We start from the raw sequence: 24,960 nt of genomic DNA on the forward strand, positions 1-24,960 counted from the left end.
CAACATGACGCTTAGCAAATACCTCATCGCTGCCGCCGCACTGTTGCTGGCCTCACTGGCTCAGGCCGAACGGCTTAAAGACCTGGCCAGCATTCAAGGTGTGCGCAGTAACCAGTTGATCGGCTATGGCCTGGTTGTCGGGCTGAATGGCAGTGGTGACCAAACCACGCAGACGCCTTTCACCGTGCAGACCTTTAACAACATGATGGCGCAGTTCGGCATCAAGGTGCCGGCCGGTGGCAACGTGCAGCTGAAGAACGTCGCGGCGGTGTCGATTCATGCCGACCTGCCGGCGTTCGCCAAGCCCGGACAGACCATCGATATCACCGTGTCCTCCATCGGTAACGCCAAGAGCCTGCGCGGTGGCAGCCTGCTGATGACCCCGCTTAAAGGTATCGACGGTAACGTCTACGCCATCGCCCAGGGCAACTTGGTGGTTGGTGGTTTTGACGCCGAAGGTGGCGACGGCTCGCGCATTACTGTCAACGTGCCGTCGGCCGGCCGTATTCCCGGCGGTGCAATGGTCGAGCGGCCGGTGCCGAGTGGTTTTGATCAGGGCAATACCCTGACTCTTAACCTCAATCGTCCGGACTTCACCACCGCGAAAAATATCGTCGATCACATCAACGAGCTGCTCGGCCCAGGTGTCGCCCAGGCTGTGGATGGCGGCTCGATTCGTGTCAGTGCGCCGCTCGATCCAGGTCAGCGCGTCGACTACCTGTCGATTCTGGAAAACCTCGAAGTCGAGATCGGCCAGGCGGTGGCCAAGGTCATCATCAACTCGCGCACCGGCACCATCGTGATTGGCCAGAACGTCCGCGTACAGCCAGCTGCCGTGACCCACGGCAGCCTCACCGTGACCATTACCGAAGACCCGATTGTCAGCCAGCCGGAAGCCTTGTCCGGCGGCCAGACTGCTGTGGTGCCGCGTTCGCGAGTGAATGCCGACCAAGAAGCCAAGCCCATGTTCAAGTTCGGTCCGGGCACCACGCTGGATGAAATCGTCCGCGCAGTGAATCAGGTGGGCGCTTCACCTTCCGACCTTATGGCCATCCTGGAGGCGCTCAAGCAAGCCGGCGCGCTGCAGGCCGACCTGATTGTTATTTAAGGGGGTAGACGATGGACTCTAAACTCTCAGCCGGTTTGCTCGGCGGCGCCCCCAGCACCATAGACAGCGGTGCCTACAGCGACCTCGGCCGCTTGCAGCAGATCAAGGTCGGCGGCGACAGCGAAAAGAACATCAAGAAAGTCGCGCAAGAATTTGAATCGCTGTTTCTCAATGAAATGCTCAAAGCCATGCGTTCGGCCAACGAAGCGTTCGGTGAAGGCAACTTCATGAACAGCAACGAGAGCAAAACCTACCAGGACATGCACGACCAGCAGCTGTCGGTGACCCTGTCCAATCACCAGAACGGTATTGGCCTGGCTGACGTACTGGTACGGCAGATGTCGAAAATCAAGGCAGCCGATACTCGGCCCAATCCGTTTGCTCCGGTCAATGATCCGGTGCCAAGCGCGCCAAGCAAGCCATTGGCTAATGTCGAGAGCAGCCGTGATGACAGCTCGTTGCTCAACCAGCGGCGCTTGTCCCTGCCGGGCAAACTCACCGACCGTTTGCTCGCGGGCATCGTGCCGTCAGCGGCGGCCGATAGCCAGCCGTTGGCGCAGAACAACTGGATTCCCGCCAAGGCCTTCGCCGCGCCCGCTGATACTGCGCTGGGCTTGAGCGGTACGGACGCCATCACCGGGCGGCGCATTGCCCAGCCGCCGCTGGCACCGGGCAAAGCCGCGTTCGGCTCGAAGGATGAATTTATTGCCGCCATGTTGCCAATGGCTGAAAAAGCCGCCGACAAGATCGGCGTCGACCCACGTTACTTAGTGGCTCAGGCCGCGCTGGAAACCGGTTGGGGCAAGTCGATTATTCGTCAGCAAGACGGCAGCAGCAGCCACAACCTGTTTGGCATCAAAACCCACAACACCTGGGAAGGTGACTCGGCGCGCGTGCTGACCACCGAGTTCAAGGGCGGTAAGGCCGTCAAGGAGGCGGCATCGTTTCGCAGCTATGACTCCTACGCCCATAGCTTTGACGATTACGTGAGCTTCCTGCAGGGCAACGGGCGTTACGAAAAAGCCCTGGCGACCACCGACAAGCCCGAGCAGTTCGCCCGCGAATTGCAGAAAGCCGGCTACGCCACAGACCCGCAGTACGCGCGCAAAATCGCCCAGATCGCCCGCCAGATGCAGACCTATCAAACAGTCGCGGCCGTTAATTCGCCGTCCACCAGCGGGTGATGAAGCATGGCTGACCTCCTCAGTATTGGCCTGTCCGGGCTCACGGCGAACAAAACGGCGCTGTCGGTCACCGGCCATAACATCACCAACGTCAACACCCCCGGCTTCTCGCGGCAAGATGCCGTGCAGGCCACGCGTAACCCTCAGTTTAGTGGTGCTGGCTATATCGGCTCAGGCACCACGCTGACCGATGTGCGTCGTAGTTACAGTGAGTTTTTGAGTGCCCAGGTGCGCAGCAGTACCGCCCTTAGTTCCGATGTTGAGGCCTATAGAGGCCAAATCGAGCAGCTCGACTCGCTGTTGGCCGGCACTACTACCGGTATCACGCCCTCGTTGCAGAAACTGTTTTCTTCTTTGCAGACGGCCGCCGAAGACCCGGCCAATATTCCCGCGCGGCAGTTGGTGTTGTCTGAGGCTCAAGGTTTAGCGCGCCGTTTCAATACGGTTGCCGATCGGATCACCGAGCAGAACAGCTTCATCAACAAACAAATGTCAGCCGTCAGTGATCAGGTCAATCGCCTGGCCACCTCAATTGCCAGCTACAACGATGCAATCGCCAAAGCCGCCGCAAATGGTCAGCAGCCCAATGACCTGCTCGATGCCCGAGAGGAGGCCGTTCGTCAGCTGTCCACCTTCGTGGGTGTGACAGTGGTGGCGCAAGATGACAACTCACTGAATTTATTCGTCGGTACTGGCCAGCCGTTGGTGGTGGGTAACAGCACCAGTCGCCTGGAAGTCGTTCCGGGGCAGGGCGATCCGTTGCGTTTCGAAGTCAATCTGGTCAACGGCGGTTCAAGTCAGGGGATTACGTCGCTAATCACCGGGGGGGAATTGGGCGGGTTGATTCGCTACCGTGCCGAGACACTCGACCCGACCCTCAACTCGCTGGGTCGTCTGGCGCTGGCGGTCAGTGATCAAGTCAACACCCAGCTTGGTCAGGGCTTGGACTTGAAGGGGCAAGTGGGTTCGGCGCTGTTCGGTGATTTTAATGACCCAGCCTTGGCCAGCTTGCGCGCGCGCGCTTTTTCGACGAATACCGGCAGCGTTCAGCCGGCGTTGAACATCACCGATACCAGCGTGCTTACCACCAGTGATTATCGCCTTGAATACGACGGCACCACCTACACGGCCAGGCGCCTGAGCGATGGCGAGGCGATGACAGTAATCGCAAGCCCAACGACGCCTCCCTCAAGCGTACCGGACTCTTACCCGGCCACACTGACGTTCACGGATAAGGCAGGCAGGGATCAAGGCTTCGAGCTAGCGTTAGACTCTGAGCCGGGTGTGGGTGACAAATTCCTGCTGCAACCAACCCGGCGCGGCGCCACGACTATTAATGCTCAGTTGGATCAGCCTGATCAGCTGGCTTTTGCCGCACCATTGCGCTCCGCGGCTGATTTACAAAACCGCGGAAATGCGGTGATAGGCCAGCCGCAAATAACCAATACCCTTGAGCCCATGAGGTTGAGTAACCTCAAGGCCATTGATTCGATTGGGCTGACGTTTGACTCAGTTAATGGCCGCTTGCAATTCACTAGCCCATTGCCGGCCGGTGTGACCATCACCTCACCGGCCATGCCAGCTCCCCCAGCGCCTCAAGTGCAGACTATCGGCGTCACGTCCGGGCAAAATAATCAGCTCAGTTATGTCGTCGAAGTCGATGACGGCGTAATGGTGCAGTCCTATACGATTAGTCAGAGCTTCAGTGGCCGCCCAGAGAACGGTGATAAGTTCACCCTTGGCTTCAACAGCAGCGGCGTTTCCGATAACCGCAATGCCCTGAAGTTGGTTGATCTGCAGAACAAACAGACCGTGGGCGTAGACCCGACTATCACCAGCATCGGCACCGGCGTCAGTTTCACCGATGGTTACGGTGATTTGGTCGAGCGCGTCGGCACCCTAACCGCCCAGTCCCGACAGGACAGCGAAGCCACTGGTGCCATCCTTAAGCAGGCAACTAACAACCGCGACTCACTGTCGGCGGTCAACCTCGACGAAGAGGCCGCCAACCTGATCAAATTCGAGCAGTACTACAATGCATCAGCGCAGGTCATTCAAGTTGCCCGCTCTTTGTTCGATACCCTGATTAATACGTTCCGCTAAATCTTCGGGTGCGCCGGGCGCACCTCACAGCAACTAGGCGCCAGCGTGCTGGTGATCCAGATTCGGCAGCCAGGTAATTGCCAGGCTACCCAAGAGGTAAGTTTTCATGCGCATCTCCACTATTCAGGCGTTCAACAACGGAGTTGCCGGCATCCAGCGCAATTATGCCAATGCCACCCGCACCCAAGAGCAAATCAGCACCGGCAACCGCATCCTTACCCCAGCGGATGACCCGGTCGCCTCGGTGCGCCTGCTGCAGTTGGAGCAACAACAAAACGTGCTGGCCCAGTACAAGGAAAACCTCACCGCAGCTGGCAACAGCCTGAGCCAGGAGGAAACCACCCTCAACTCGGTAAACACCATCCTTCAGCGTGTGCGCGAGCTTGCCGGTCAGGCCGGTAACGGTGCCATCAGCGCCGCCGACCGCAAATCCATCGCTGCTGAGTTAGGCCAGCGTGAAGACGAGTTGTTGGGCCTGATGAACACCCGCAATGCGCGGGGCGAATACCTGTTCTCCGGCTTTCAAGGTAAAAGCCAGCCCTTCGTCCGCGAAAGTGACGGCAGCTATAGCTACCAGGGTGACGAAGGCCAGCGCAAATTGCAGATTGCCAGCTCACTGAACTTAGCCATCAGCGATAACGGCAAGAAGATCTTCCAGAACATCACCAATGCTGAGCGGGTATCCAGCAGCCTGACCGTCAGCCCTGCCGGCTCGACCCTTAGCGTCTCCAATGCCTTGGTGCAGGATGAAGTCGCATTTGCCGCCACCCCGGCATTTCCCGAGGCGGGTATCAGCGTGGTGTTCGGTAATCCCGACGCGGCCAGTTATGAAGTGTTCAAGTACGGTACTGCTACCCCAGCCTTGGCCACCGGCAAGCTGGATAGCAACCCAGATCAGAGCGATAAACTGGTTTTCCGTGGCGTGACCCTGCAATTTGATGGCGTGCCCGTTGGCGGTGAAACTGTCGTGGTCGGTGCCAAGTCGGCTATCAGTGTCGCGGCTTCGAGCAATCCGGCGCAGAGTCTGAGCGTAGCCGTTACAGACCCCGCCGCGACTTATGCCGCGTTTACTCCTGCCAGCCAGCTGAGCTTTACAATTGAGGCTGAACCCTTACCCTCGACTGACTTCAACTTTGCTGCGCCCTACGCCTTGACCCCTGGGTTTTCCAGTGTGGCTACGGCTTATCCGCTGACCCTGCAAAGCAATGGTTTGTCGATCACCCTGGCCACTCCCCCAGTGGCCGGAGACACCTTCACCCTTGGCCGCCAGGCAGAAGAAAAGCAGGGCATTCTCGACACCATCGCCAATTTACGCATGGCCTTAGAGAGCTCTATCGATAGCCCGGCCGGCAATCGCGCGACCCGTGATGCGGTAGCGGCGGCATTGAGCAATATCGACTTGGGCATGAGCACCGTGGACAGCGTGCGCGGTGAAATCGGCGCGCGCATGAACATTATCGACACCACCCAAGTCGACAATGACGATGTCACCTTGGTCAACAAAGGTGTGCAGGCCAACCTGCGTGAGCTGGATTACGCCGAGGCGCTGTCGCGGCTGTCATTCCAGACCATCATTCTTGAGGCGGCCCAGCAGAGCTACGTCAAGATCAGCAGCCTCAACTTGTTTAACAAGCTGTAGGGTGGGCCGCGCAGCGGCGTAACCCACCGCGTTTTTGGCGTTAGCCATTGTTGGTGGGTTACGCGGTGCACAGGCTCATCGGTGTCTGTAAATACGCGGCCCAGCGCCGCTAACCCACCCTACATAAGGTCAAGACGTGCGACGGCTCCTTGGCAGCCCTTGGGTTTACGGTGATCAAGCGCGGCAACAAGCTGTTTTTAAACACCAAAAAAACTGCAAGAGTTTTTTAAAAAACTCCTAAAGCTCCCGCAGCAAGCGCCGATACAAAGTACGAATGCGAACTTTATGGGTGCCTGGGCAAAGCCCGCCCAAGCTCGCACGCTCAGGCAAACACGTTAGTCCTTGGAGGACACCATCATGGCCTTAACAGTTAACACCAACATTGCGTCGCTCAATACTCAGCGCAACCTGACCAGCTCGTCGAATGCCCTGAACACCTCGCTGGAGCGCCTGTCCACCGGTTCGCGCATCAACAGCGCCAAAGACGACGCCGCCGGCCTGCAAATCTCCAATCGTCTGACCAGCCAGATCAGCGGCCTTAACGTGGCGGTGCGTAACGCCAACGACGGTATCTCTCTGTCGCAAACTGCTGAAGGTGCCCTGCAGCAGTCCACTAACCTGCTGCAGCGCATGCGTGACCTGTCCATTCAGTCCGCCAACGGCTCTAACAGCGACTCAGATCGCGCCTCGCTGCAGAAAGAAGTGTCTGCGCTGCAGAGTGAATTGACCCGAATCGCCGATACCACCACGTTTGGTGGTCGTAAGTTGCTTGATGGTTCGTTCGGTACCTCAAGTTTTCAAGTAGGCTCAAACGCGTTTGAAACTATCGACGTAACCTTGAAAAATGGCTCGGCCAGCGCAGTTGGCTCGTTCCAGACCAATAGTGCAACAGGCACAACTAATACTGCTAAAGTTGTTGATAACTTAGGTATACCCGGTGCCTTTGGTACTGCTACAACACCTGCAAGCTTGTTTGCCGCAGGTACGCTTTCTGTGGTTGGTGGTGGTCAAACTGCAGACATTTCGGTTGGTAGCACCGAGAGTGCCAAGTCGTTGGCCGCTAAGTTTGATGGCGCGATCCCTGGGCTTAGTGCTACGGCAAGAACAGTATTCACTGCGGATGTGGCTGTAAGTTCTGCTGATCAAAACTTAAATTTCACTGTGACTGTAGGCTCGCAAAATGTACAGCTGATCGGCGTCACATCTACCCAAGATTTGGCCGATCAGCTCAATTCCAATGCCGCAAAACTGGGTATCAAGGCCAATGTCGACGACAAAGGCGCGCTTACGATCGAGTCTGGTTCGGGTGAAAACGTTACCTTTGGCGCTATTACTAATCAGGCTGGTGCAGCTGCTGCGACGGGCAGTATCAAGGTAAATGTTCAAGACTCTACAGGTGCATTTGCTACTAGTGCCTCTAACCTGTCCTCTGGCGGTGGCACTGTCGTAGGTGCGCTGCAGCTTAACTCGCCGACTGCTTTTGCCGTCGCCAATAAAGCCGATACCGTAGCGACAACCAGTACAATCTTGAACTTTGCAAGCGCACTGGCAACTGACACAACCTTTTCCATAACTGATGGTACGAGCACTGCTACATTTAACGTAGGAGATTTTGTTGATGGAAACACTGCCGCGAATGAAACTGCCAACGCTAAAACTGTCTTTGATGGTCTTGTAAGCGCTGGGTTTAAAAACGTCTCACTAATTAAAGACCCTGCCGGTGACAGCGTCAGAATTGACTCAACGAGCGGGTTAACTTTTAGTGGTGTTGCTGGTGGTGCCCCTCAGCAGTCTGTATTGAACGCTGGCCAAACAGCATATGGCACTGAGGCCAACATTGCTGACGGAGTCGTAACAGCTAGTACAGCCACTACAGCTAACGCGAATCAGCTTTTCGGCAGCGCCAAAGCTACACTGGCGGCTGTTGACAAGGTAGACATCTCTTCGGCAGACGGTGCTCAACGTGCTTTGGCTGTGATTGATAACGCTTTGGCTTCTATCGATTCTCAGCGTGCTGATCTCGGTGCGGTACAGAACCGTTTCGACAATACCATCAACAACTTGCAGAATATTTCGGAGAATGCCTCGGCCGCCCGCAGCCGGATCAAAGACACCGACTACGCCGCAGAAACCGCTAACCTGTCGAAAAACCAGGTGCTGCAACAGGCCGGTACGGCGATTCTGGCCCAGGCCAAGCAGTTGCCGCAGGCTGTCCTTTCCCTGCTGCAGTAAGCTGGGGTTGCAATAACGCAGGGAGGGCGGGGTGACCCGTCCTCCCTTTCCTCCATGGGAGGTTAGTGTATGGATATTGCCAAACTTGCAACGATGCCGCAGCCAGCCACCAGTGCGCGTGAGCCGCTAGGTAGCAGCAAAAGTATCGAAGCCTCTGCACTTGAAGCGGTTGCAGCCCTAGCGGCGAACCAGCCAGAAGACCCAACGCTTGCGCGGCAGAGCCTAGACTCTGCCGTGGCAAGCATTTCTTCGTTTGTGCAAAGCGTACAACGCAGCCTGGATTTCAGTGTGGATGACAGCAGCGGTGAGGTGGTCGTCAAAGTGACGGACCGCGACTCCGGTGAGGTAATTCGTCAGCTGCCATCCGAAGAGGCCCTGCGCCTATCGGAACAGCTTGAATCGCTGCGCAGCTTGATGTTTGAAGCACGTGCCTGATGGCATGCTTCTTGGTTGTTTCGTCTGTAGGCGGGTAAATCACCCACTGCAGACACTTTTTTGACGGAGGTTTGACATGGCAGGCATTACAGGTATCGGTTCGGGTATTGATATCGACAGTATCGTCAAGGCCATGGTCAACGCCGAGCAAGCCCCCAAACAAGGCCAGTTGGCCAAATTGGAAAGCAAGACCACCACACAGCTGACCAACTTGGGTCAGCTCAAGGGGGCCATCAGCAGCTTTCAAACTGCCCTGGCTGCGCTCAACAGCCCATCGCAGTTTATGGCCCGCACGGCGTCCTCCAGCGACAGTAAAGTGCTGGCCGCTACAGCGAGCCAAAGCGCACCCGCCGGCAGCTATAAGCTAGAAGTGACCCAGCTCGCCAACAGCAGCAAGGTGGCGTTGGCCGCCGTGCCAAGTGTTGAGGGTACGAAGCTGTCTAGCGGCACCTTGACCATCAAGGTCGGTGCTGGCGATGTGCTGGATGTGGTGGTGGACTCGAGCAACAACACCCTGGCCGGGGTGCGTGATGCGATCAACAAGGCGGGCAGCGGCGTGAGCGCCAGTATTGTTACCGATGATCAAGGTTCACGGTTGGTGCTCAGTGGCAGCAAATCGGGCGACGGTAATGACATCACTGTCAGCGTTGTCGGTGGCGCCGCCGAAGCGGGTCAAACTGCGCTGAGTAAACTGGCTTTTTCTGGTAATGCTGTCGCCCCGGATGCGACAGATTCTACGGCCTACCCGGACGGTACCAGCGACGCTAACTATATCGCTGACATGCAGACCTTTAATGCGTCTGGCAAGGTCATTACGGCGGCGCAAAGCTCGAAGATGACGGTCGATGGCCTGAGCATTACCCGTGATTCCAACACCATCGACAAAGTGATTGATGGCGTGAGCTTGAACCTAAAAACCCTAGGCACCAGCACGCTGACGGTTGCCCAGGATCAGGCTGGCGTTAAGGCCAACGTGCAAAAATTTGCCGATGCTTACAACACCATGATTGGCTTTATTAACTCGGCCACTAAGGTGACCGTGGTTAATGACACCTCAGCCCCCGTGACCGGTGCATTGCTGGGCGATAGCTCGGTGCGCTCATTGGTCAATATGGTGCGCGGTGAGCTCACCGCAGTGCAGGGCGATGGCGCTTTTCGGGTGCTAGCTGATCTTGGCGTGACCACGCAGAAAGACGGTACCTTGAAGGTCGATTCGACTATTTTGGGTAAGGCCGTTAGCGCTGACTTTGACGGTATCGCTGGGTATTTCACCGGTGACACCGGTTTGGCTGCGCGGCTATCGAGCAAGCTGGCGGGCTACACCGAAGGCGGCGGTATCCTTGAGCAGCGCACAGATTCGTTGCAGGCCACCTTGAACAAGGTCGACAAACAGAAAACTGATTTGGCAACGCGAATGACCGCCCTTACTGAGCGTCTGTATTCGCAATACAACGCCATGGATGCTCTGGTCGGTCAGTTAAAGACCACCAGCGATAGCCTGACGTCGTTGTTTGAAAACATGCCCGGTGTTGTTAGCAATAATAAATAACGTTTTTCACTAAAACTTAAATCTACCTGTAAAGCTCAGCCCTTCGTTGCCGATACATAGATCAGTAGCGATTAACGAGGAGAGCTCCCCATGAATGCCATGACCGCCATGAAGCAGTACCAGCGTGTAAGCGTGCACAGTGAAGTGTTCGAGGCCAGCCCACATCGTTTGATCCAGATGTTGATGGACGGTGCTCTTCAGCGTATCGCCCAGGCCCGTGTTGCTATTCAGCGCGAGAAATTGGCTGAGAAAGGTGAGCTAATCGGCAAGTCTATTTCGATTATTGGCGGCCTGCGCGAGCCACTAGACCATGAGGTTGGTGGTGAGCTTTCGAAAAACCTCGACAGCCTCTACGAGTACATGATCAGCCGTTTGCTGGAAGCCAACCGTGGTAATGACATGGCGATTCTGGATGAGGTTTCTGGCCTGCTGCGTGAAGTTAAATCCGGTTGGGACGCAATTGGTTAGTCATCCAGTTTGATGCTTAAAGGAACGTACCCATGACTTCGACAGTCCAGCGTCTCGAAACAACCGGCAGTGCGCTGCGTAGCGCCTTGGCGAATCATGACTGGGCGGCTATTGGCGAGCTGGATTTGCAGTGCCGCCAGGCGGTGGACGAGGCCATGCTTGAGTCTGCCAGTGACGAAGACGCCCTGCGTGCGCGGATGCAGGAGCTGCTCGACCTGTATCGTGAGCTGGTCAGCGTCTGCCAGGCCGAGCAGCAGCGTTTGGCTCAAGAGTTGGTTCAGCTGAACCAGTCGCAACAAGGCGCCAAGGTGTATCAGCTGTTTGGTTGACCCTTCCCCCGAGCGCGCTGATGCGCGCGTTCGCATGACCCTCCACAAATCTTCCCCATATATTTGTATGCTTTTTGAGCGGTTCAAGGCGAATCGTTCAGAAGTTGGGCTAGCCACGCCATAAAATTGACATAGAACAAAAAATTGACTTTACTACCGACCAATTGCCGTCGCAGGGTTGCGTTGTATTGGGCGGCGGGTGCGTTATTCACTCCAGGATCAGAAAATAAATTATGTGGCGTGAAACCAAAATTCTCCTGATTGACGATAACAGCGAGCGCCGTCGTGATTTGGCGGTCATTCTGAATTTTCTGGGTGAAGACCATCTGGCCAGTGACAGCCAGGGCTGGCAGCAGGCCGTGGCAGGCCTAGAGTCGAGCCGTGAGGTGCTCAGCGTGTTGCTGGGGGACGTCTCTGCCAAGGGCGGTGTGCTGGGCATGCTCAAGCAGTTGGCCGAGTGGGATGAGTTCCTGCCGGCGCTCTTGCTTGACGAGCAGGTGGCTGCCGAGTGGCCGGAAGATAAGCGCCGCAGTGTGTTGGCCAGCCTGGAAATGCCGCTGAGTTACAACAAGCTGCTCGACTCGCTGCACCGTGCCCAGGTGTACCGCGAAATGTATGACCAGGCCCGCGAGCGCGGCCGTCAGCGCGAGACCAATTTGTTCCGCAGTCTGGTTGGCACCAGTCGGGCCATTCAGCATGTGCGAAAGATGATGCAGCAGGTCGCCGATACCGAGGCCAGCGTGCTGATCCTTGGTGAGTCGGGCACCGGTAAGGAAGTGGTCGCGCGCAACCTGCATTACCACTCCAAGCGCCGTGAAGGGCCCTTTGTGCCAGTCAACTGCGGGGCGATTCCTGCTGAGTTGCTGGAGAGCGAGTTGTTCGGTCACGAGAAGGGCGCGTTTACCGGGGCTATCACCAGCCGTGCCGGGCGTTTCGAGTTGGCCAGCGGCGGTACGCTGTTTCTCGACGAAATCGGCGACATGCCGCTGCCCATGCAGGTAAAGCTGCTGCGGGTATTGCAGGAGCGCACTTTTGAGCGAGTGGGCAGCAACAAAACCCAGCATGCCGATGTGCGGATTATTGCCGCCACGCACAAGAACCTTGAGCAGATGATCGAGGAGGGTAGCTTCCGTGAAGACCTGTATTACCGCCTGAATGTATTCCCGATCGAGATGGCCCCGTTGCGTGAGCGCATCGAGGACATTCCGCTGCTGATGAATGAACTGATTTCACGCATGGAGTTCGAGAAACGCGGCTCCATTCGCTTCAACTCGGCGGCCATCATGTCGCTGTGTCAGCATGACTGGGCGGGTAACGTGCGCGAGCTGGCCAACCTGGTCGAGCGTATGGCGATCATGCATCCCTATGGCGTGATTGGTGTCGGCGAGTTGCCGAAGAAATTTCGCCATGTAGATGATGAAGATGAACACATGGTCGCCAGCCTGCGTGATGACATCGATGAGCGCGCCACCCTCGTTGCGGGTTTGCCGGTTATTGGCGCAACAGCCATGTTGCCGCCAGAAGGGTTGGACCTGAAGGACTACTTGGGCAACCTTGAGCAAGGCCTGATCCAGCAAGCCTTGGATGACGCCAATGGCGTGGTGGCGCGTGCTGCCGAGCGTTTGCGTATTCGTCGCACCACGCTGGTGGAGAAAATGCGCAAATACGGCATGAGCCGGCGTGATGACGAGGGACAGGACGACTGAGGTCGTCTGTCTGCACTCGTCAGCGACTTGGCGTTTGCCCAACTAATAAAGCCGAAGGTTTGACGCCGCCTTCGGCTTTGTTTTTTAGGGTGTTGATTCTAAAGGATATTTTTTCCGGCACGGGTATTGCTATCTCTCTTGCAACTGACTGTCTTATGACGGCTCGCCGCGCGAGAGAGAAGCATGAACGCCAACCTGCAACGCCCCAATGATTCCGACGTGCCAGCAATCCCTGCAGAGCAGGCCAGCCGTGCAGGGCTTGAACAGACGTTTGCCTTATTCAACCAGATGTCGACCCAGCTCAACGCCTCCTACAGCATGTTGGAGGCGCGGGTAACCGAGCTTAAAGGCCAGCTGGCGTTGGTCAGCGCTCAGCGTATGCAGGAGTTGGCAGAGAAAGAGCGTCTGGCTAACCGCTTGCAAAGCCTGTTGGATCTGTTGCCCGGCGGCGTGATCGTTATCGACGGCCAGGGCGTGGTGCGTGAAGCCAACCCGGTGGCGCGCAGTCTGTTGGGTCGGCCTTTGGTCGGTATGTTGTGGCGCGAAGTCATCGCCCGCAACTTTGCCCCGCGTGAAGACGATGGCCATGAAATTTCCCTGAAAGATGGCCGGCGCCTGTCAATTGCTACCCGCTCACTGCATGCCGAGCCGGGCCAGCTGGTATTGCTCACCGACCTGACAGAAACCCGGCGCTTGCAGGATCAACTGTCGCGCCACGAGCGCTTGTCGGCTTTGGGGCGCATGGTCGCGTCGCTGGCGCATCAGATTCGTACGCCGCTGTCCGCTGCGCTGCTATACGCCAGCCACCTGACCGAGCAAGTGCTGCCGGCTGAACAACAGCAACGCTTTGCCGGTCGCCTGAAAGAGCGCCTGCACGAGCTGGAGCATCAGGTGCGTGACATGCTGATCTTCGCCCGTGGCGATTTGCCGTTACCGGATCGCCTGGCCCCCAACGCGCTGTTCGCGGCGCTGCGCAGTGCCGCGGAACCGCACGTGCTGGGCATGCAGGTGCGCTGGCAGTGCGACAGCCGTGTCGGTGAGCTGCTGTGCAACCGCGACACCTTAGTTGGCACGGTACTCAACCTTATCGAGAACGCGATTCAGGCGGGCGGCCGTGAAGCGCAATTGAAAATTCATCTGTATCAGCGCGGCGATAACCTGCGCCTGTGCGTAAGTGACAACGGTCCCGGCATCGACAGCGTCACGTTGGCTCGGCTGGGCGAACCCTTCTTCACCACTAAAACCACCGGCACCGGGCTTGGCCTGGCCGTGGTCAAGGCAGTGGCGCGCGCCCATCAGGGCGATGTGCAACTGCGTTCGCGGCTGGGACGTGGCACCTGCGCCATTATTACCTTGCCGCTACTCGGTGCCGTGCACCCGTTGATTCAGGAGTAACCCGCCATGGCGAGCAAAATTCTGTTGGTCGAAGATGACCGCGCATTGCGTGAGGCATTGGCCGACACCCTGGTGTTGGGTGGGCATGATTACCGTGCGGTGGATTGTGCCGAAGCAGCGCTGCTGGCGATTGCCGAAGAGTCATTTGGCTTGGTGGTCAGTGACGTGAACATGCCGGGAATGGATGGCCACCAGTTGCTGGCGCAGATTCGACAGCAACAACCGCAATTGCCGGTGCTGTTGATGACCGCGTTTGGTGCGGTCGAGCGCGCGGTGGATGCCATGCGCCAGGGCGCGGTGGATTACTTGGTGAAACCCTTTGAACCCAAGGCCTTGCTGAGCCTGGTCGATCGACATGCCTTGGGCCGTGTCGCGGCCAGCGAGCAGGATGGCCCGGTTGCGGAAGAGCCGGCCAGCGTGCAACTGCTGGCCCTGGCCACGCGCGTGGCGCAGAGCGATTCCACGGTATTGATCACCGGTGAGTCGGGTACCGGTAAAGAGGTGTTGGCGCGCTTTATTCACCAGCAGTCACCCCGCGCCAGCAAACCCTTTATTGCCATCAACTGTGCGGCGATCCCGGACAACATGCTCGAAGCCACGCTGTTCGGCCATGAAAAGGGCGCGTTTACCGGGGCGATTGCCAGTGCGCCGGGTAAGTTCGAGTTGGCCGAGGGCGGCAGCATTTTGCTCGACGAAATCTCGGAAATGCCAATGGGCTTGCAGGCCAAGCTGCTGCGGGTGCTGCAGGAGCGCGAGGTCGAGCGGGTGGGCGCGCGTAAGCCGATTACCCTGGATATCCGTGTGCTAGCCACCAGTAACCGTGATCTGGCCGCCGAAGTGGCGGCGGGGCGCTTCCGTGAAGACCTCTACTATCGTTTGTCGGTGTTCCCGCTGGCCTGGCAACCGTTGCGTGAGCGCCCGGCAGACATCGTGCCGCTGGCCGAACGATTGCTGGCCAAGTACGTGAAGAAGATGAACCACGCGCCGATTCGTCTTTCCTCTCAGGCGCAGATGAGCCTGGTCAGCCACAGCTGGCCGGGTAATGTGCGTGAGTTGGATAACGCCATTCAGCGCGCTTTGATTCTGCAGCAGGGCGGTTTGATTCAGCCGCAAGACCTCTGCCTGGTAGCGCCCATCGGTTCCGAGCCTGTATCGCCCGTGCCCGCGCAACAGCCGGTGGTGGCCAATAGCATGCCGACAGCGCCAGGCAGCGCAACCGCAGAAGCCGGTGCGTTAGGCGATGACCTGCGCCGTCATGAGTTTCAGATGATCATCGATACCCTGCGTGCCGAGCGCGGTCGGCGTAAGGAAGCGGCCGAGCGTCTGGGCATCAGCCCGCGTACGTTGCGCTACAAGCTGGCGCAGATGCGTGACGCGGGTATGGATGTGGAAGGCTATTTGTTTGCCAGCTGATGCAGCTGAAACCTTATCTGGATGAGTAGCCCGGCGACAACCTGTAGCCAGGATTGCATTCGGCCATAGGCTGAAATGCCGGAACCGTCGGGTGGATGACGCTCTTGTCATCCACCATGAAGTCGCTGTTGGTGGCTGGGTAAAGCGTCATCCACCCTAGGCCCTGATCGCTCTTTTATTCCTTCCACGGCTCTGGCGCACCCAGCAGGCGGCCCATCGCACCGTAAAGCCCCAACTCCTTGAGTACCGCAAGTTCGCCTTCGCTCTCCACCATTTCTGCAATCAGCGGCAGATCGATGCTGTTGGTGGCGCGGAATACCGCCTCGATAAACATGCGTTTGTCGCTTTCCTGATCGATGGCGCGGATGTAGGTGCCATCGAGTTTCAGGTAGGCCAGGCCGAGGTGGGTGAGGTTGCCGATCAGGCTGAAGCGTCCACCGAAGTGCTGCAGACCCAAGCTGAACCCACTGTCGCGGATAGCCTGGCTAAGAGCTTCCAGCTCGGCGGCCGGCGGTAGGTGGCGTTCGTCCACTTCAAAGGTCAGCAGGCTGGCCTGCTGCGGATGCTGTTTGAGAATTTCAACGATGCGCTTGAGTGTTGCGCTGTCGTGCAGGGTGGCTGCTGACAGGCTCAGCGCCAGTGGCGCGGCATGCTGACTGAGGTGCGCCAGGCTGTGTTCGAGCATGGCCAGGTCAAAGCGGGCGGTCCAGCCGAGGCGCTCAATCCACGGCAGAAAACGTCCGGCAGCAATGGCTTCACCCTGTGGGTCAAGCAGGCGCGCCAGCACCTTGTGATGCAGCAGTTGGTTGCGGTCAGTGCACTGCATGACCGGTTGAAAATACAGCTGCAGCTTGCGCTGGTTCAGCGCATCGTCGATCCAGGTGCGCCAGTCGTGCAGACCCTGGGTCGCTTGCGCTTGGTAATCATCCAGGCGCACCCAGTGGCGGCTTGGGTCATTTTGCGTTTGCGCCAGGGCCTGGTCGGCCCGGCTGATGACTTGGCTGGGTTCTTCGCCAGGGCGAAATGCGCCAATGCCTATATGGGCTACTGGTGTGCAGTCACTGGCGCCAGTCTGGCGCAGGCTTTCCAGGTTGCTGTGCAGTTCGCCGGCCAGTAGCTCGGCGTCCTCACTGCCAATCCCTGGGACCAGCAGGCTGAATTCGCCACCTCGGCTACGTGAAGCCAGCCACTCGGTACGAGTGTTCTGGTTAAGCAGGCGCTTGAGCAGCTCGCCGATGGCGGTAATCAGCGCATCGGTCTTTTGGCCGCCTAAGCGCTGGTTTAGCCCTGCCAGGTCGTTGACTCGCAACAGGAACAGATAGCCTTCGGCATTTTGTTCATGAATTGCCAATTGCTGGCTCAGTTGGATGTCGAACAGGCGGCGGTTGGCCAGGCCGGTGATGCTGTCTTGGTAGGCATGTTCACGCAGTTTTTCGCTGCGTGCGGCTTCTTCGGTGAACAGGGTTTTTAGCTTTTCCACCATCTGGTTCATGGCGGTGACTACGCGCTTGAGTTCTGGCGTGCGCGGCACTGTGGGCGAAGTGAGAAATTCCCGACGCGTGATGGCTTGGGCTTGCTGCACCATGTTGTCCAGTGGGCGCAGTTGAGTGCGCAGCAGCCAGCCGCCGAGCACGGCGCTGACCAGGCCGCAGAGCAGCAGCCAAACCAGGCTGCCGATGGCGCTGTCCCAGAGCTTGGCTAGGGCAAATTGCGGGTTGCTGAGTACTTCGACCCGTGCGGCCTGCTCCCAGCCACGCATGATCAGGGCATCGCCGCTTTGTGGTTGCAGGTCCACCAGCTCGCTGAACCAGGCAGGCACGCTGTCAGCGCTGGCGTCGCCACTGCGGCGCTCGACAATCACCTCATCACCAGGGATGCGCACCACGCGAATGCTGTTGAAATAGCCGCTGTCGAAGATTGAGCTGACCATCAGCTCGATCATCGCTGGGTCGTCCGCATGCGGCGTCATCGACAGGCCCAGCGCGGTCGCGGCGTCTTGGGCATGTGAGCGCAGCTGGCTGAGCTGTTGCTCACGCGAGCTTTCCACCCCGACGATAAAACTGCCAGTAAAGGCCACGACCAGAAACAGGCAGATGGCCAAAAACAGCTGTTTGAGTAAAGACATAGGTTCCTCCTAGCCTTCGCCGATGGCGAAGCCCTCCGTGCGCATTTTGTTCAACAGGTCCTGCCAGCGCGAGAGCTTTTTTGAATCACCCTTCTTGCTGTTGGAACCGGGGAGATAGAGCCCTTCGGCGTTGAATGCATAGACTGGCAACAGGTCGCGGCGCTGCGACGCCGGCTTGATCACGTTGATCAGATTGTCCAGTACCAGTGGCTCGGCGCCGGGGCTGGCGTAGTACGTCAGCACCATGTGCGCCTGGTTGTAATTGAGTGCCTTAACGTAGGTGATGCGCAGTTTTTCGCTGGGGATGCCGAGGCGGCGCAGGGTGAAGTACTTGGCGAGGGAATAGTCTTCGCAGTCGCCAGCGCCCTTGACCAGCATCTCGACGGGGGTGGCCCAGTAGTCGTTTTGTCTCCAGATATTGATGTCATCGGAAAAGCGGATCTGCCGATTGAAGAAGCGATTGACCTCGGTGAGCTTGTCTATTTCGCTACTGGCGCTGCTGGCTTGGATTTGCGCTTCCCAGGCCAGAATGCGCTGCTTGGCCGGACCGAGACTGCCGTAGCGGCTTTCGGCTTTTTCCAGGATCACGCCGAAGTCCCAGTTGGCCAAGGCGCTGGTCAGACCGATCAGTAGGATGCAGGCGCCCAGCAACGCTCGGTTGAGGCGCTTGAACCATCCATAAGTAAGCTGACGGTGGGGCATGTACCGCGCCTTGGCCGGGGATTGGGGGAGTCTAGGTGCTGCTGATGCCTGCCGCCCTGAATATACCCAATCTCGCCTGGTTTGGACGCTTCTTGCTAGCGCTTGATCAGGGTTTTCTGCCTGAGGATATACAGGCTGACCAGCACTGCACTGGTCAGCATAAAGGCCCTGGCCCAGAGCAGCGGCACCAGGTAGCACGACAGGACGATGCTCAGCCACATCAGGCTGATGGCGTAAACCTTGCCTTTAAGCGGAATACCCTGACCTTCGAGGTAGTCGACAATCCACGGGCCGAGTTGACGGTGGTTGACCAGCCACAGGTAGAAGCGCTTGGAGCTGCGCATAAAACAGGCGGCCGCCAGCAGCAGAAACGGCGTGGTGGGCAGAACCGGGAGAAAGATCCCGATCACCCCGAGCACCACGCTCAGCCAGCCGATGGCCAGCAGAACGTAGCGGATGGCGGGATTACGCTGCAGCTGAATCTCACGCGCCATGGCGCGTGCTTAGTGCTGGCGCGGCTTCAGCAATGCGGGCTTTTCTTCTGGGGCATTGCACAGCAGAAACAAAGCAGTCAGCAGTTCTGGGATTTGATCGACCATGCTGTCAACCAAGTCGCGATCACCGGCGATTTCGGCGAATTCGGGCTGTTCGTCGAACAGGCCGGAAGCGACCATGATCGGCAGCAGCAGTTCGCTGACTTCATCTTCGGCGTCGTCGAACCATACGGCTTCGCGCAGGAAAACCCCTTCCATAAAGCCAATGCACCAGCCGCGCAGGTCGGAGTCGTCCGGCTCGTCGCCGAGGTCGAGGTCGCACGGCACGTCCGGCTCGTCGTCGCTGGCCAGTTGGCGAGCGATATGGCTTTGCAGCTGGATCAGCGTGGCTTCGATCTCTTCGCGCTCGGCGTCACTGCGGTAATGCGGCGGCTCGGAGAACAATGCGTCAATCCACTCGCGCTCCGGGACTTTTTCCGGGCAAATCGACAGCGCGGTCAGGTAGCCGTGGGCGGCGATATAGTCCAGGGCCTCATCATGCAGCTCATCAGCATCGAGGAAGGCTTGCAGGCGGGTGAGTTGCTCGGCGAAGGACATCGGGGGCTACCTTGAAGGAGTAAACGAGGCTGGATTCTAGTCTAGAGCGGCTTGGGCGGCCATAGCCACAGGGCAATGCGTGATGGATTCCAGGCAAAGTCCAATTGCCTGACGCGTGGCCATCCTGCACTTGCGTATAATGCCCGGCTTGTTCTGGAGGCCCTTCATGCTTGACCACGCGCAACGCATCCTTAAAGACGTATTCGGTTACGACAGCTTCCGTGGTCGGCAGGGTGAGATTATCGAGCGTGTGGCCAGTGGTGGCGATGCCCTGGTGCTGATGCCCACCGGGGGCGGCAAGTCGCTGTGCTTCCAGGTCCCGGCCCTGCTGCGTGAAGGCTTGGCGGTGGTGGTATCGCCGCTGATTGCGCTGATGGACGATCAGGTCGCCACCCTTGATGAGTTGGGCGTGGCCGCCGTCGCGCTGAACTCCACCCTGAGCAACGACGAGCAGCGTGAGATTGCCGAGCGAATCAAGCGCGGTGAGATCAAGATGCTGTACCTGGCGCCCGAGCGGTTGGTGCAGCCGCGCATGTTGGGCTTTCTGCAGAACCTTGAGATCGCCTTGTTCGCCATCGACGAGGCGCATTGCGTGTCGCAGTGGGGGCATGACTTCCGCCCGGAATACCTGCAACTGGGCCAGCTGGCCGAGCTGTTCCCCAATGTGCCGCGCATTGCGCTGACTGCAACGGCGGATATGCGCACCCGTGAGGAAATCGTCCAACGTCTGCACCTGCAGAATGCCGAGCGTTTTCTATCGAGTTTCGACCGGCCGAATATTTTTTACCGCATCGTGCCCAAAGAGCAGCCGCGCAAGCAGTTGCTGAACTTCCTCGCCGCGCGCAAGGGTGATGCCGGCATCGTCTATTGCCTGTCGCGCAAGAAGGTCGAGGAAGTGGCCGCGTTTCTGTCTGAGCAGGGCTTTCCGGCGCTGCCGTATCACGCCGGTCTGGCCAATGAGCTACGCGCCTATCATCAGAAGCGCTTTCTCAACGAGGAAGGGCTGATCATGGTCGCGACCATCGCCTTCGGCATGGGCATCGATAAGCCCAACGTGCGTTTTGTTGCCCACCTCGACCTGCCGAAGTCCCTGGAAGCCTATTACCAGGAAACCGGTCGTGCCGGCCGTGATGGTCTGCCGGCGGATGCCTGGATGGCCTACGGGCTGCAGGATGTGATCTTCCTCAAGCAGATGCTCAATAACTCCGAAGGCGACGAGCGGCATAAGCGCGTCGAGCAGCACAAGCTCGATGCCATGCTGGCGCTGTGCGAGGAAACCCGCTGCCGGCGTCAGTCGCTGCTGGCCTACTTCGATGAGGACATGCCGCAACCCTGTGGGCACTGCGATAACTGCATGGACGGCGTGCAGACCTGGGATGCCACCGAGCCGGCGCGTCAGGCGCTGTCGGCGATTTACCGCACCGGCCAGCGCTATGGCGTGGGGCATCTGGTCGACGTGCTGCTCGGTCGCGACAACGACAAAATTCGCACGGTCGGCCATCAGCACCTCGCGGTGTTTGGGATTGGCAAGGCGTTTGCCGAAGGTGAATGGCGTTCGTTGTTCCGCCAGCTGGTGGCGCGCGGGTTAGCGGATGTCGACCTCGAAGGCTTCGGTGGCCTGCGCCTTGCTGACAGTTGCCGGCCCTTGCTCAAGGGCGAGGTCAGTCTGCAATTGCGCCGCGACCTCAAGCCGCAGCAGAGCGCCAAGGCCTCCAGCAGTGCCGCCAGCCAATTGGTGCGCGGTGAGGAACGCGGCCAGTGGGAAGCGCTGCGCGCTTTGCGCCGTAAGCTGGCGGAAGAGCATGGCGTGCCGCCGTATGTGATTTTCCCGGATGCCACCTTGCTGGAGATGCTGCGGAGCAAGCCCAGCACCTTGGCCGAGATGGCTCGGGTCAGTGGTGTTGGCGCGCGCAAGCTGGAGCGTTATGGCGAGGCCTTTCTCGCGGTGCTGGGGGCCGATGATGACGCGCCGCGTGCGGTGGTCGACCTGCGCCATGAGCTGGTCAGCCTGGCCCGTGCCGGCATGACCCCGGCGCAGATCGCCAGCCAGTTGAGTTGCAGTGAAAAGAATGTCTACGGCTTGTTGGCTGAAGCCATTGGCCGCCAGCAGTTGTCGCTGGAGCAGGCGCTGGACGTGCCCGAGGCATTGCTTGGCGAGATTCAGGATGCTTTTCTCGATGGCGAGGGTGAGTTACCACCGGTGGCCACGATCAGCGAGCAGTTTGCCGGGCGCGTTGAGTTGGGCATCTTGCATTGCGTGCGCGCCGCCTTGCAGGCCGAGTTCGAGGCCTAAACAACGGCTACAACCCTGCAGGCCTGCACGTTGGCCAGTGGCCGATTTTGCGCTGTGCTTGGCACGCCCGGTGAATGCCCGAGCCTGGCCCCGGTGCTAGCATCCTCAAGCTTTCTCTTGAGTGAACCGCCCCATGGACCGACTGATTCAAGCCAACGGCCAGCCGCACTACGGCCTGTTTCCCGCCGCGCCGGGGCTGGTCAATTACCGTGATTTCGACTTTCGCTCGCCCATGGGGCGCAAACTGGGTGCCCTGGCCAAGTGGCGGCGCTTTCATCAATTTCAGTATTTCGGCCTGATCAGTGATGAGCTGATTGGCGGCTGTGCGTTGGCCAATCTCAGTCTGCTGGGCGTGGGCTTTGTCTATCTGTTTCATCCCGCCAGTGGGCGGATGATCGAGCGCCAATTCAAATTGCCGCTGGGCTTTGGCAGCCAGTTTTCGCAGGCGCCCGATCGGGGTGTGTGTGAGTTGCGCAGTGGCGGCAACCTGCTGCGCCTGGAAAATAGCGCGACACCTAAGGAAAAGCGCTTGCTGGTCGAGTTGGATGACGGCACCCGCATCGATGCGCGCTTTTCCGAGGCCGTGCCGGCGTTTCAGCCGCTGTGTATCAATACGCCGACGGGCGTCAATGGCTGGGTCTATGCACAAAAGGTCGCGGGCGTACGCTGCAGCGGACAGGTGCGCAGCGCACTGGGGGATTTCGACCTAGCGCAGGTCGGCGCATTTGCCCATCACGACTGGTCAGCCGGTTATATGCGGCCCGAGACTCACTGGAACTGGGCCTGTTTGTCCGGGCAGGCGGGTGAGCAGCGGGTGGGTTTGAACCTGTCCTGTGGGGTTAATGAAACCAGCTTTACCGAGAACTGCTTCTGGCTCGATGGCGAACTGCTCAAGGTTGACACGGTGCGGTTTGCTTTTGATCGCGATCAACCGTTACGGCCCTGGTTGATTAACTCCCATGACGGTCAAGTAGCGTTGCACTTTGACGGCCGTGGCTTGCTTAAGGAACGGCTGAACCTAGGGCTGCTGGCGAGCAACTTTAAACAGATTTTCGGCCAGTTCAGCGGAGTATTACGGCCGGTTGGCCGACCCGAGGTGCGTATCGATAACCTCTGGGGCTTTGTTGAAGATCAGTATGTAAAGTGGTGAACGCCTGCGCAGGCTTGCCTGGGTCAAGGGGTTATGGTTAGCTGGCTAATAATTAGTTTTTTATAGTTAAGAGCCTGTGTCCATGTCACAAACTGATCAACACCGCTTTGCCATGCAAGTTGCCCAGCTCTCCCGCGCCTGGCGCGCCGAACTGGACCGTCGCTTAGTCGGTCTTGGCCTTTCCCAGGCCCGCTGGCTGGTGCTGCTGCACCTGGGGCGCTTTGCCGAATTACCCACTCAACGCGAGTTGGCACAGAGCGTCGGCGTCGAAGGGCCGACCCTGGCGCGCCTGCTCGATAGCCTGGAGGCTCAGGGGCTGGTCAGTCGTCAGGCAGTACCCGAAGACCGCCGCGCGAAGAAGATTGCCCTGAGGCCAGAAGCCCGGCCGCTGATTGAAAAAATCGAAGCGATCTCCGCACAGTTGCGTCAGGAAGTCTTCGCGGGCATCGATGAAGACGAATTGCGCCGTTGCCAGAAGGTCCACGCCCAAGTGTTGAGTAATCTGGAAAAACACTGATGCACGATGATCTGCAGGCCCTGCAGCAACGTTTCGGTCCACGTTACCCGCAGTGGCTGCTGGCTGTGTTGATGGTCGGCAGCATGGCCATGATATTGGCCTCCACCAGTATCAACGTCGCCTTGCCGGCGATCATGGCCGATTTCGCCATCGGCCGGCCGCTGGCGCAGTGGTTGTCCACCGGCTTTCTCGCCGCCATGACGGCTGGGTTGTTATTGGCCGCCTGGGCTCAGGCGCGCTTTGGCGCGCGGCGCACGGCGCAGTTCGGTCTGCTGCTATTTATCATCAGTTCGCTGTTGGCGTTGGTGGTCCACGCCGCCTGGCAGTTGATCGCCTTGCGCATCATTCAGGGGCTGTGCGCCGGGATTGTGCAGCCGTTGGCCATGGTGCTGATCTTTCGCGTGTTTGCCGACGGTGGCCGCGGTACGGCGCTGGGTATCTATGGCTTGGGGGTGATGCTGGCACCTTCGTTAGGGCCGGCTGTGGGGGGGTATCTGGTCGATCATTTCGGCTGGGCGGCGATTTTCTGGATGCCACTGCCGATGTGCCTGCTGGCCATGTTGGCGGGCCAATGGTTACTGCCGAATGTGCGTGAGCGCAGCACGCCGCGCCTGGATATTCAGGCCTTTGCCTGGTTGAGTGTGGCGATATTTGCCGCGTTGGGTTTTCTGGCGGAAGCGCAGCGTTTTGCCTTGAGTGCGCCCAGCGTCTGGTTACCTGGCGCTTTAGCGCTGCTGGCGGGCATGGCGTTTATCCAGCGCAGCCGGCGTGCCGCTCAGCCTTTGCTGCCACTGACGCTGTGGCGGCATGCCGGTTTTCGCAGCGCCAGTTGGGTGGCCTTGAGTCTGGGCTTGGGGCTGTATGGTTCGACCTACCTGATACCGCTGTATCTACAAACTGTCGAAGGTTTCAGCGCCGGACATGCCGGCATGTTGCTGTTGCCAGCCGGGCTGTTAATGGGCATGGCGTCTTTTCTCGGTGGCTGGCTCAGCGACCGGCTGACTGCGGCGGTTTTGCTGAGTGCTGGTCTGCTTATTTTTGCACTGTCGACAGCAGGATTGGCCTGGGTCGAGCAGGGCGCATCATTTCTTGTGCTGTGTTTCTGGGCCAGTGTGGGGCGCATCGGCCTGGGGATATTGCTGCCGGCGTTGAGTACAGGCTCGCTGGATATCCTCAGCTCTGAGGAGTTGGCCCAAGGGGCGGGAGCCATCACCTTCGTTCGCCAGCTGGGTGGCGCGTTTGGGGTGAATCTGCTTACCTTTTTCCTTGAGTGGCGGCACAGCGCCGAAGGGGGCGATCCATGGGCCGAGATGCTGGCCTTCAAACAGAGTTTTTGGTTGGTGGCGGCGGTGTTCGTGGTCACGGTGCTGGCGGCCTGGGGCGTCAAGTCGAGCAAACACTGACAGTCAAGAAGTTGTCATTATATTGACTGCTAGCCTATGCTTGCGCCTGTGCTGGCTTTTTGCCAAACGACCGTTGGTTTTTTAGCAGTTAGCTTGTCGTTATTAATGCCATGCACCA

At 58.7% G+C, this 24,960-nt stretch carries 20 protein-coding genes; 16 read left to right on the forward strand and 4 right to left on the reverse strand.

The annotated features are described in order from the left end of the window. The first annotated feature begins 4 nt into the window (after window positions 1-4). From Q0V31_RS12105 to Q0V31_RS12160, 12 genes are all read left to right on the forward strand, one after another. Window positions 5-1,108 (forward strand): flagellar basal body P-ring protein FlgI, encoded by a 1,104-nt coding sequence (locus Q0V31_RS12105; protein ID WP_298188022.1) that lies wholly within the window; start codon window positions 5-7, stop codon window positions 1,106-1,108. A gap of 11 nt (window positions 1,109-1,119) precedes the next feature. Continuing rightward, window positions 1,120-2,292, forward strand: a complete 1,173-nt coding sequence (flgJ, locus tag Q0V31_RS12110) for a flagellar assembly peptidoglycan hydrolase FlgJ (protein ID WP_298188024.1) — start codon at window positions 1,120-1,122, stop codon at window positions 2,290-2,292. Between the two features lie 6 nt (window positions 2,293-2,298). After that, on the forward strand, window positions 2,299-4,395 hold the full coding sequence (gene flgK / locus Q0V31_RS12115) for a flagellar hook-associated protein FlgK (protein WP_298188026.1): 2,097 nt from the start codon (window positions 2,299-2,301) through the stop codon (window positions 4,393-4,395). 106 nt (window positions 4,396-4,501) lie between these two features. Continuing rightward, entirely contained in the window at window positions 4,502-6,034 is a 1,533-nt protein-coding gene (locus tag Q0V31_RS12120) for a flagellar hook-associated protein 3 (protein WP_298188028.1), read from the forward strand. A 357-nt stretch (window positions 6,035-6,391) separates the two neighbouring features. Beyond that, window positions 6,392-8,266 carry a flagellin gene (locus tag Q0V31_RS12125; RefSeq protein WP_298188031.1) on the forward strand — a complete coding sequence of 625 codons (1,875 nt, stop codon included), beginning with the start codon at window positions 6,392-6,394 and terminating at the stop codon, window positions 8,264-8,266. Between the two features lie 69 nt (window positions 8,267-8,335). After that, window positions 8,336-8,701, forward strand: a complete 366-nt coding sequence (locus tag Q0V31_RS12130; protein WP_298188032.1) for a flagellar protein FlaG — start codon at window positions 8,336-8,338, stop codon at window positions 8,699-8,701. A gap of 76 nt (window positions 8,702-8,777) precedes the next feature. Continuing rightward, entirely contained in the window at window positions 8,778-10,250 is a 1,473-nt protein-coding gene (gene fliD / locus Q0V31_RS12135; RefSeq protein WP_298188033.1) for a flagellar filament capping protein FliD, read from the forward strand. A gap of 90 nt (window positions 10,251-10,340) precedes the next feature. Continuing rightward, window positions 10,341-10,718 carry a flagellar export chaperone FliS gene (gene fliS, locus Q0V31_RS12140; RefSeq protein WP_298188034.1) on the forward strand — a complete coding sequence of 126 codons (378 nt, stop codon included), beginning with the start codon at window positions 10,341-10,343 and terminating at the stop codon, window positions 10,716-10,718. 32 nt (window positions 10,719-10,750) lie between these two features. Beyond that, on the forward strand, window positions 10,751-11,047 hold the full coding sequence (locus Q0V31_RS12145; RefSeq protein WP_298188035.1) for a flagellar protein FliT: 297 nt from the start codon (window positions 10,751-10,753) through the stop codon (window positions 11,045-11,047). 233 nt (window positions 11,048-11,280) lie between these two features. Beyond that, on the forward strand, window positions 11,281-12,753 hold the full coding sequence (locus tag Q0V31_RS12150; protein ID WP_298188036.1) for a sigma-54 dependent transcriptional regulator: 1,473 nt from the start codon (window positions 11,281-11,283) through the stop codon (window positions 12,751-12,753). Window positions 12,754-12,936: 183 nt separating this feature from the next. Next, window positions 12,937-14,148, forward strand: coding sequence for an ATP-binding protein (locus Q0V31_RS12155; RefSeq protein ID WP_298188037.1), 1,212 nt, complete (start codon window positions 12,937-12,939; stop codon window positions 14,146-14,148). Window positions 14,149-14,154: 6 nt separating this feature from the next. Then, window positions 14,155-15,561 (forward strand): sigma-54 dependent transcriptional regulator, encoded by a 1,407-nt coding sequence (locus Q0V31_RS12160; protein ID WP_298188038.1) that lies wholly within the window; start codon window positions 14,155-14,157, stop codon window positions 15,559-15,561. Window positions 15,562-15,736: 175 nt separating this feature from the next. Here the strand turns inward: Q0V31_RS12160 and lapD are convergent, their stop codons facing one another. The 4 genes from lapD to Q0V31_RS12180 form a co-directional block, all read right to left on the reverse strand. After that, entirely contained in the window at window positions 15,737-17,686 is a 1,950-nt protein-coding gene (gene lapD / locus Q0V31_RS12165) for a cyclic di-GMP receptor LapD (protein WP_298188039.1), read from the reverse strand. A gap of 9 nt (window positions 17,687-17,695) precedes the next feature. Beyond that, the gene (lapG, locus tag Q0V31_RS12170; RefSeq protein WP_298188040.1) at window positions 17,696-18,388 is read right to left on the reverse strand and encodes a cysteine protease LapG; all 693 of its coding nucleotides are present in this window, start codon (window positions 18,386-18,388) and stop codon (window positions 17,696-17,698) included. Between the two features lie 95 nt (window positions 18,389-18,483). Beyond that, the gene (locus Q0V31_RS12175) at window positions 18,484-18,882 is read right to left on the reverse strand and encodes a YbaN family protein (RefSeq protein ID WP_298188041.1); all 399 of its coding nucleotides are present in this window, start codon (window positions 18,880-18,882) and stop codon (window positions 18,484-18,486) included. A 9-nt stretch (window positions 18,883-18,891) separates the two neighbouring features. Further along, a complete protein-coding gene (locus Q0V31_RS12180; RefSeq protein ID WP_298188042.1) occupies window positions 18,892-19,479 on the reverse strand; it encodes a YecA family protein in 588 nt (195 codons plus the stop codon). A gap of 166 nt (window positions 19,480-19,645) precedes the next feature. Between Q0V31_RS12180 and recQ the strand changes: the two genes are divergently transcribed. From recQ to Q0V31_RS12200, 4 genes are all read left to right on the forward strand, one after another. Then, window positions 19,646-21,772, forward strand: coding sequence for a DNA helicase RecQ (gene recQ, locus Q0V31_RS12185; protein ID WP_298188043.1), 2,127 nt, complete (start codon window positions 19,646-19,648; stop codon window positions 21,770-21,772). Between the two features lie 133 nt (window positions 21,773-21,905). Then, the gene (locus tag Q0V31_RS12190) at window positions 21,906-22,922 is read left to right on the forward strand and encodes a DUF2804 domain-containing protein (protein WP_298188044.1); all 1,017 of its coding nucleotides are present in this window, start codon (window positions 21,906-21,908) and stop codon (window positions 22,920-22,922) included. 82 nt (window positions 22,923-23,004) lie between these two features. Next, a complete protein-coding gene (locus tag Q0V31_RS12195; protein ID WP_298188045.1) occupies window positions 23,005-23,439 on the forward strand; it encodes a MarR family transcriptional regulator in 435 nt (144 codons plus the stop codon). Then, the gene (locus Q0V31_RS12200) at window positions 23,439-24,842 is read left to right on the forward strand and encodes a DHA2 family efflux MFS transporter permease subunit (RefSeq protein ID WP_298188046.1); all 1,404 of its coding nucleotides are present in this window, start codon (window positions 23,439-23,441) and stop codon (window positions 24,840-24,842) included. The genes Q0V31_RS12195 and Q0V31_RS12200 overlap by 1 nt, the downstream gene beginning before the upstream one ends. Window positions 24,843-24,960: the final 118 nt, after the last annotated feature.

Origin of the sequence: uncultured Pseudomonas sp. (genome assembly GCF_943846705.1) — a bacterium.
In the GTDB taxonomy this organism is placed as follows: Bacteria; Pseudomonadota; Gammaproteobacteria; order Pseudomonadales; family Pseudomonadaceae; genus Aquipseudomonas.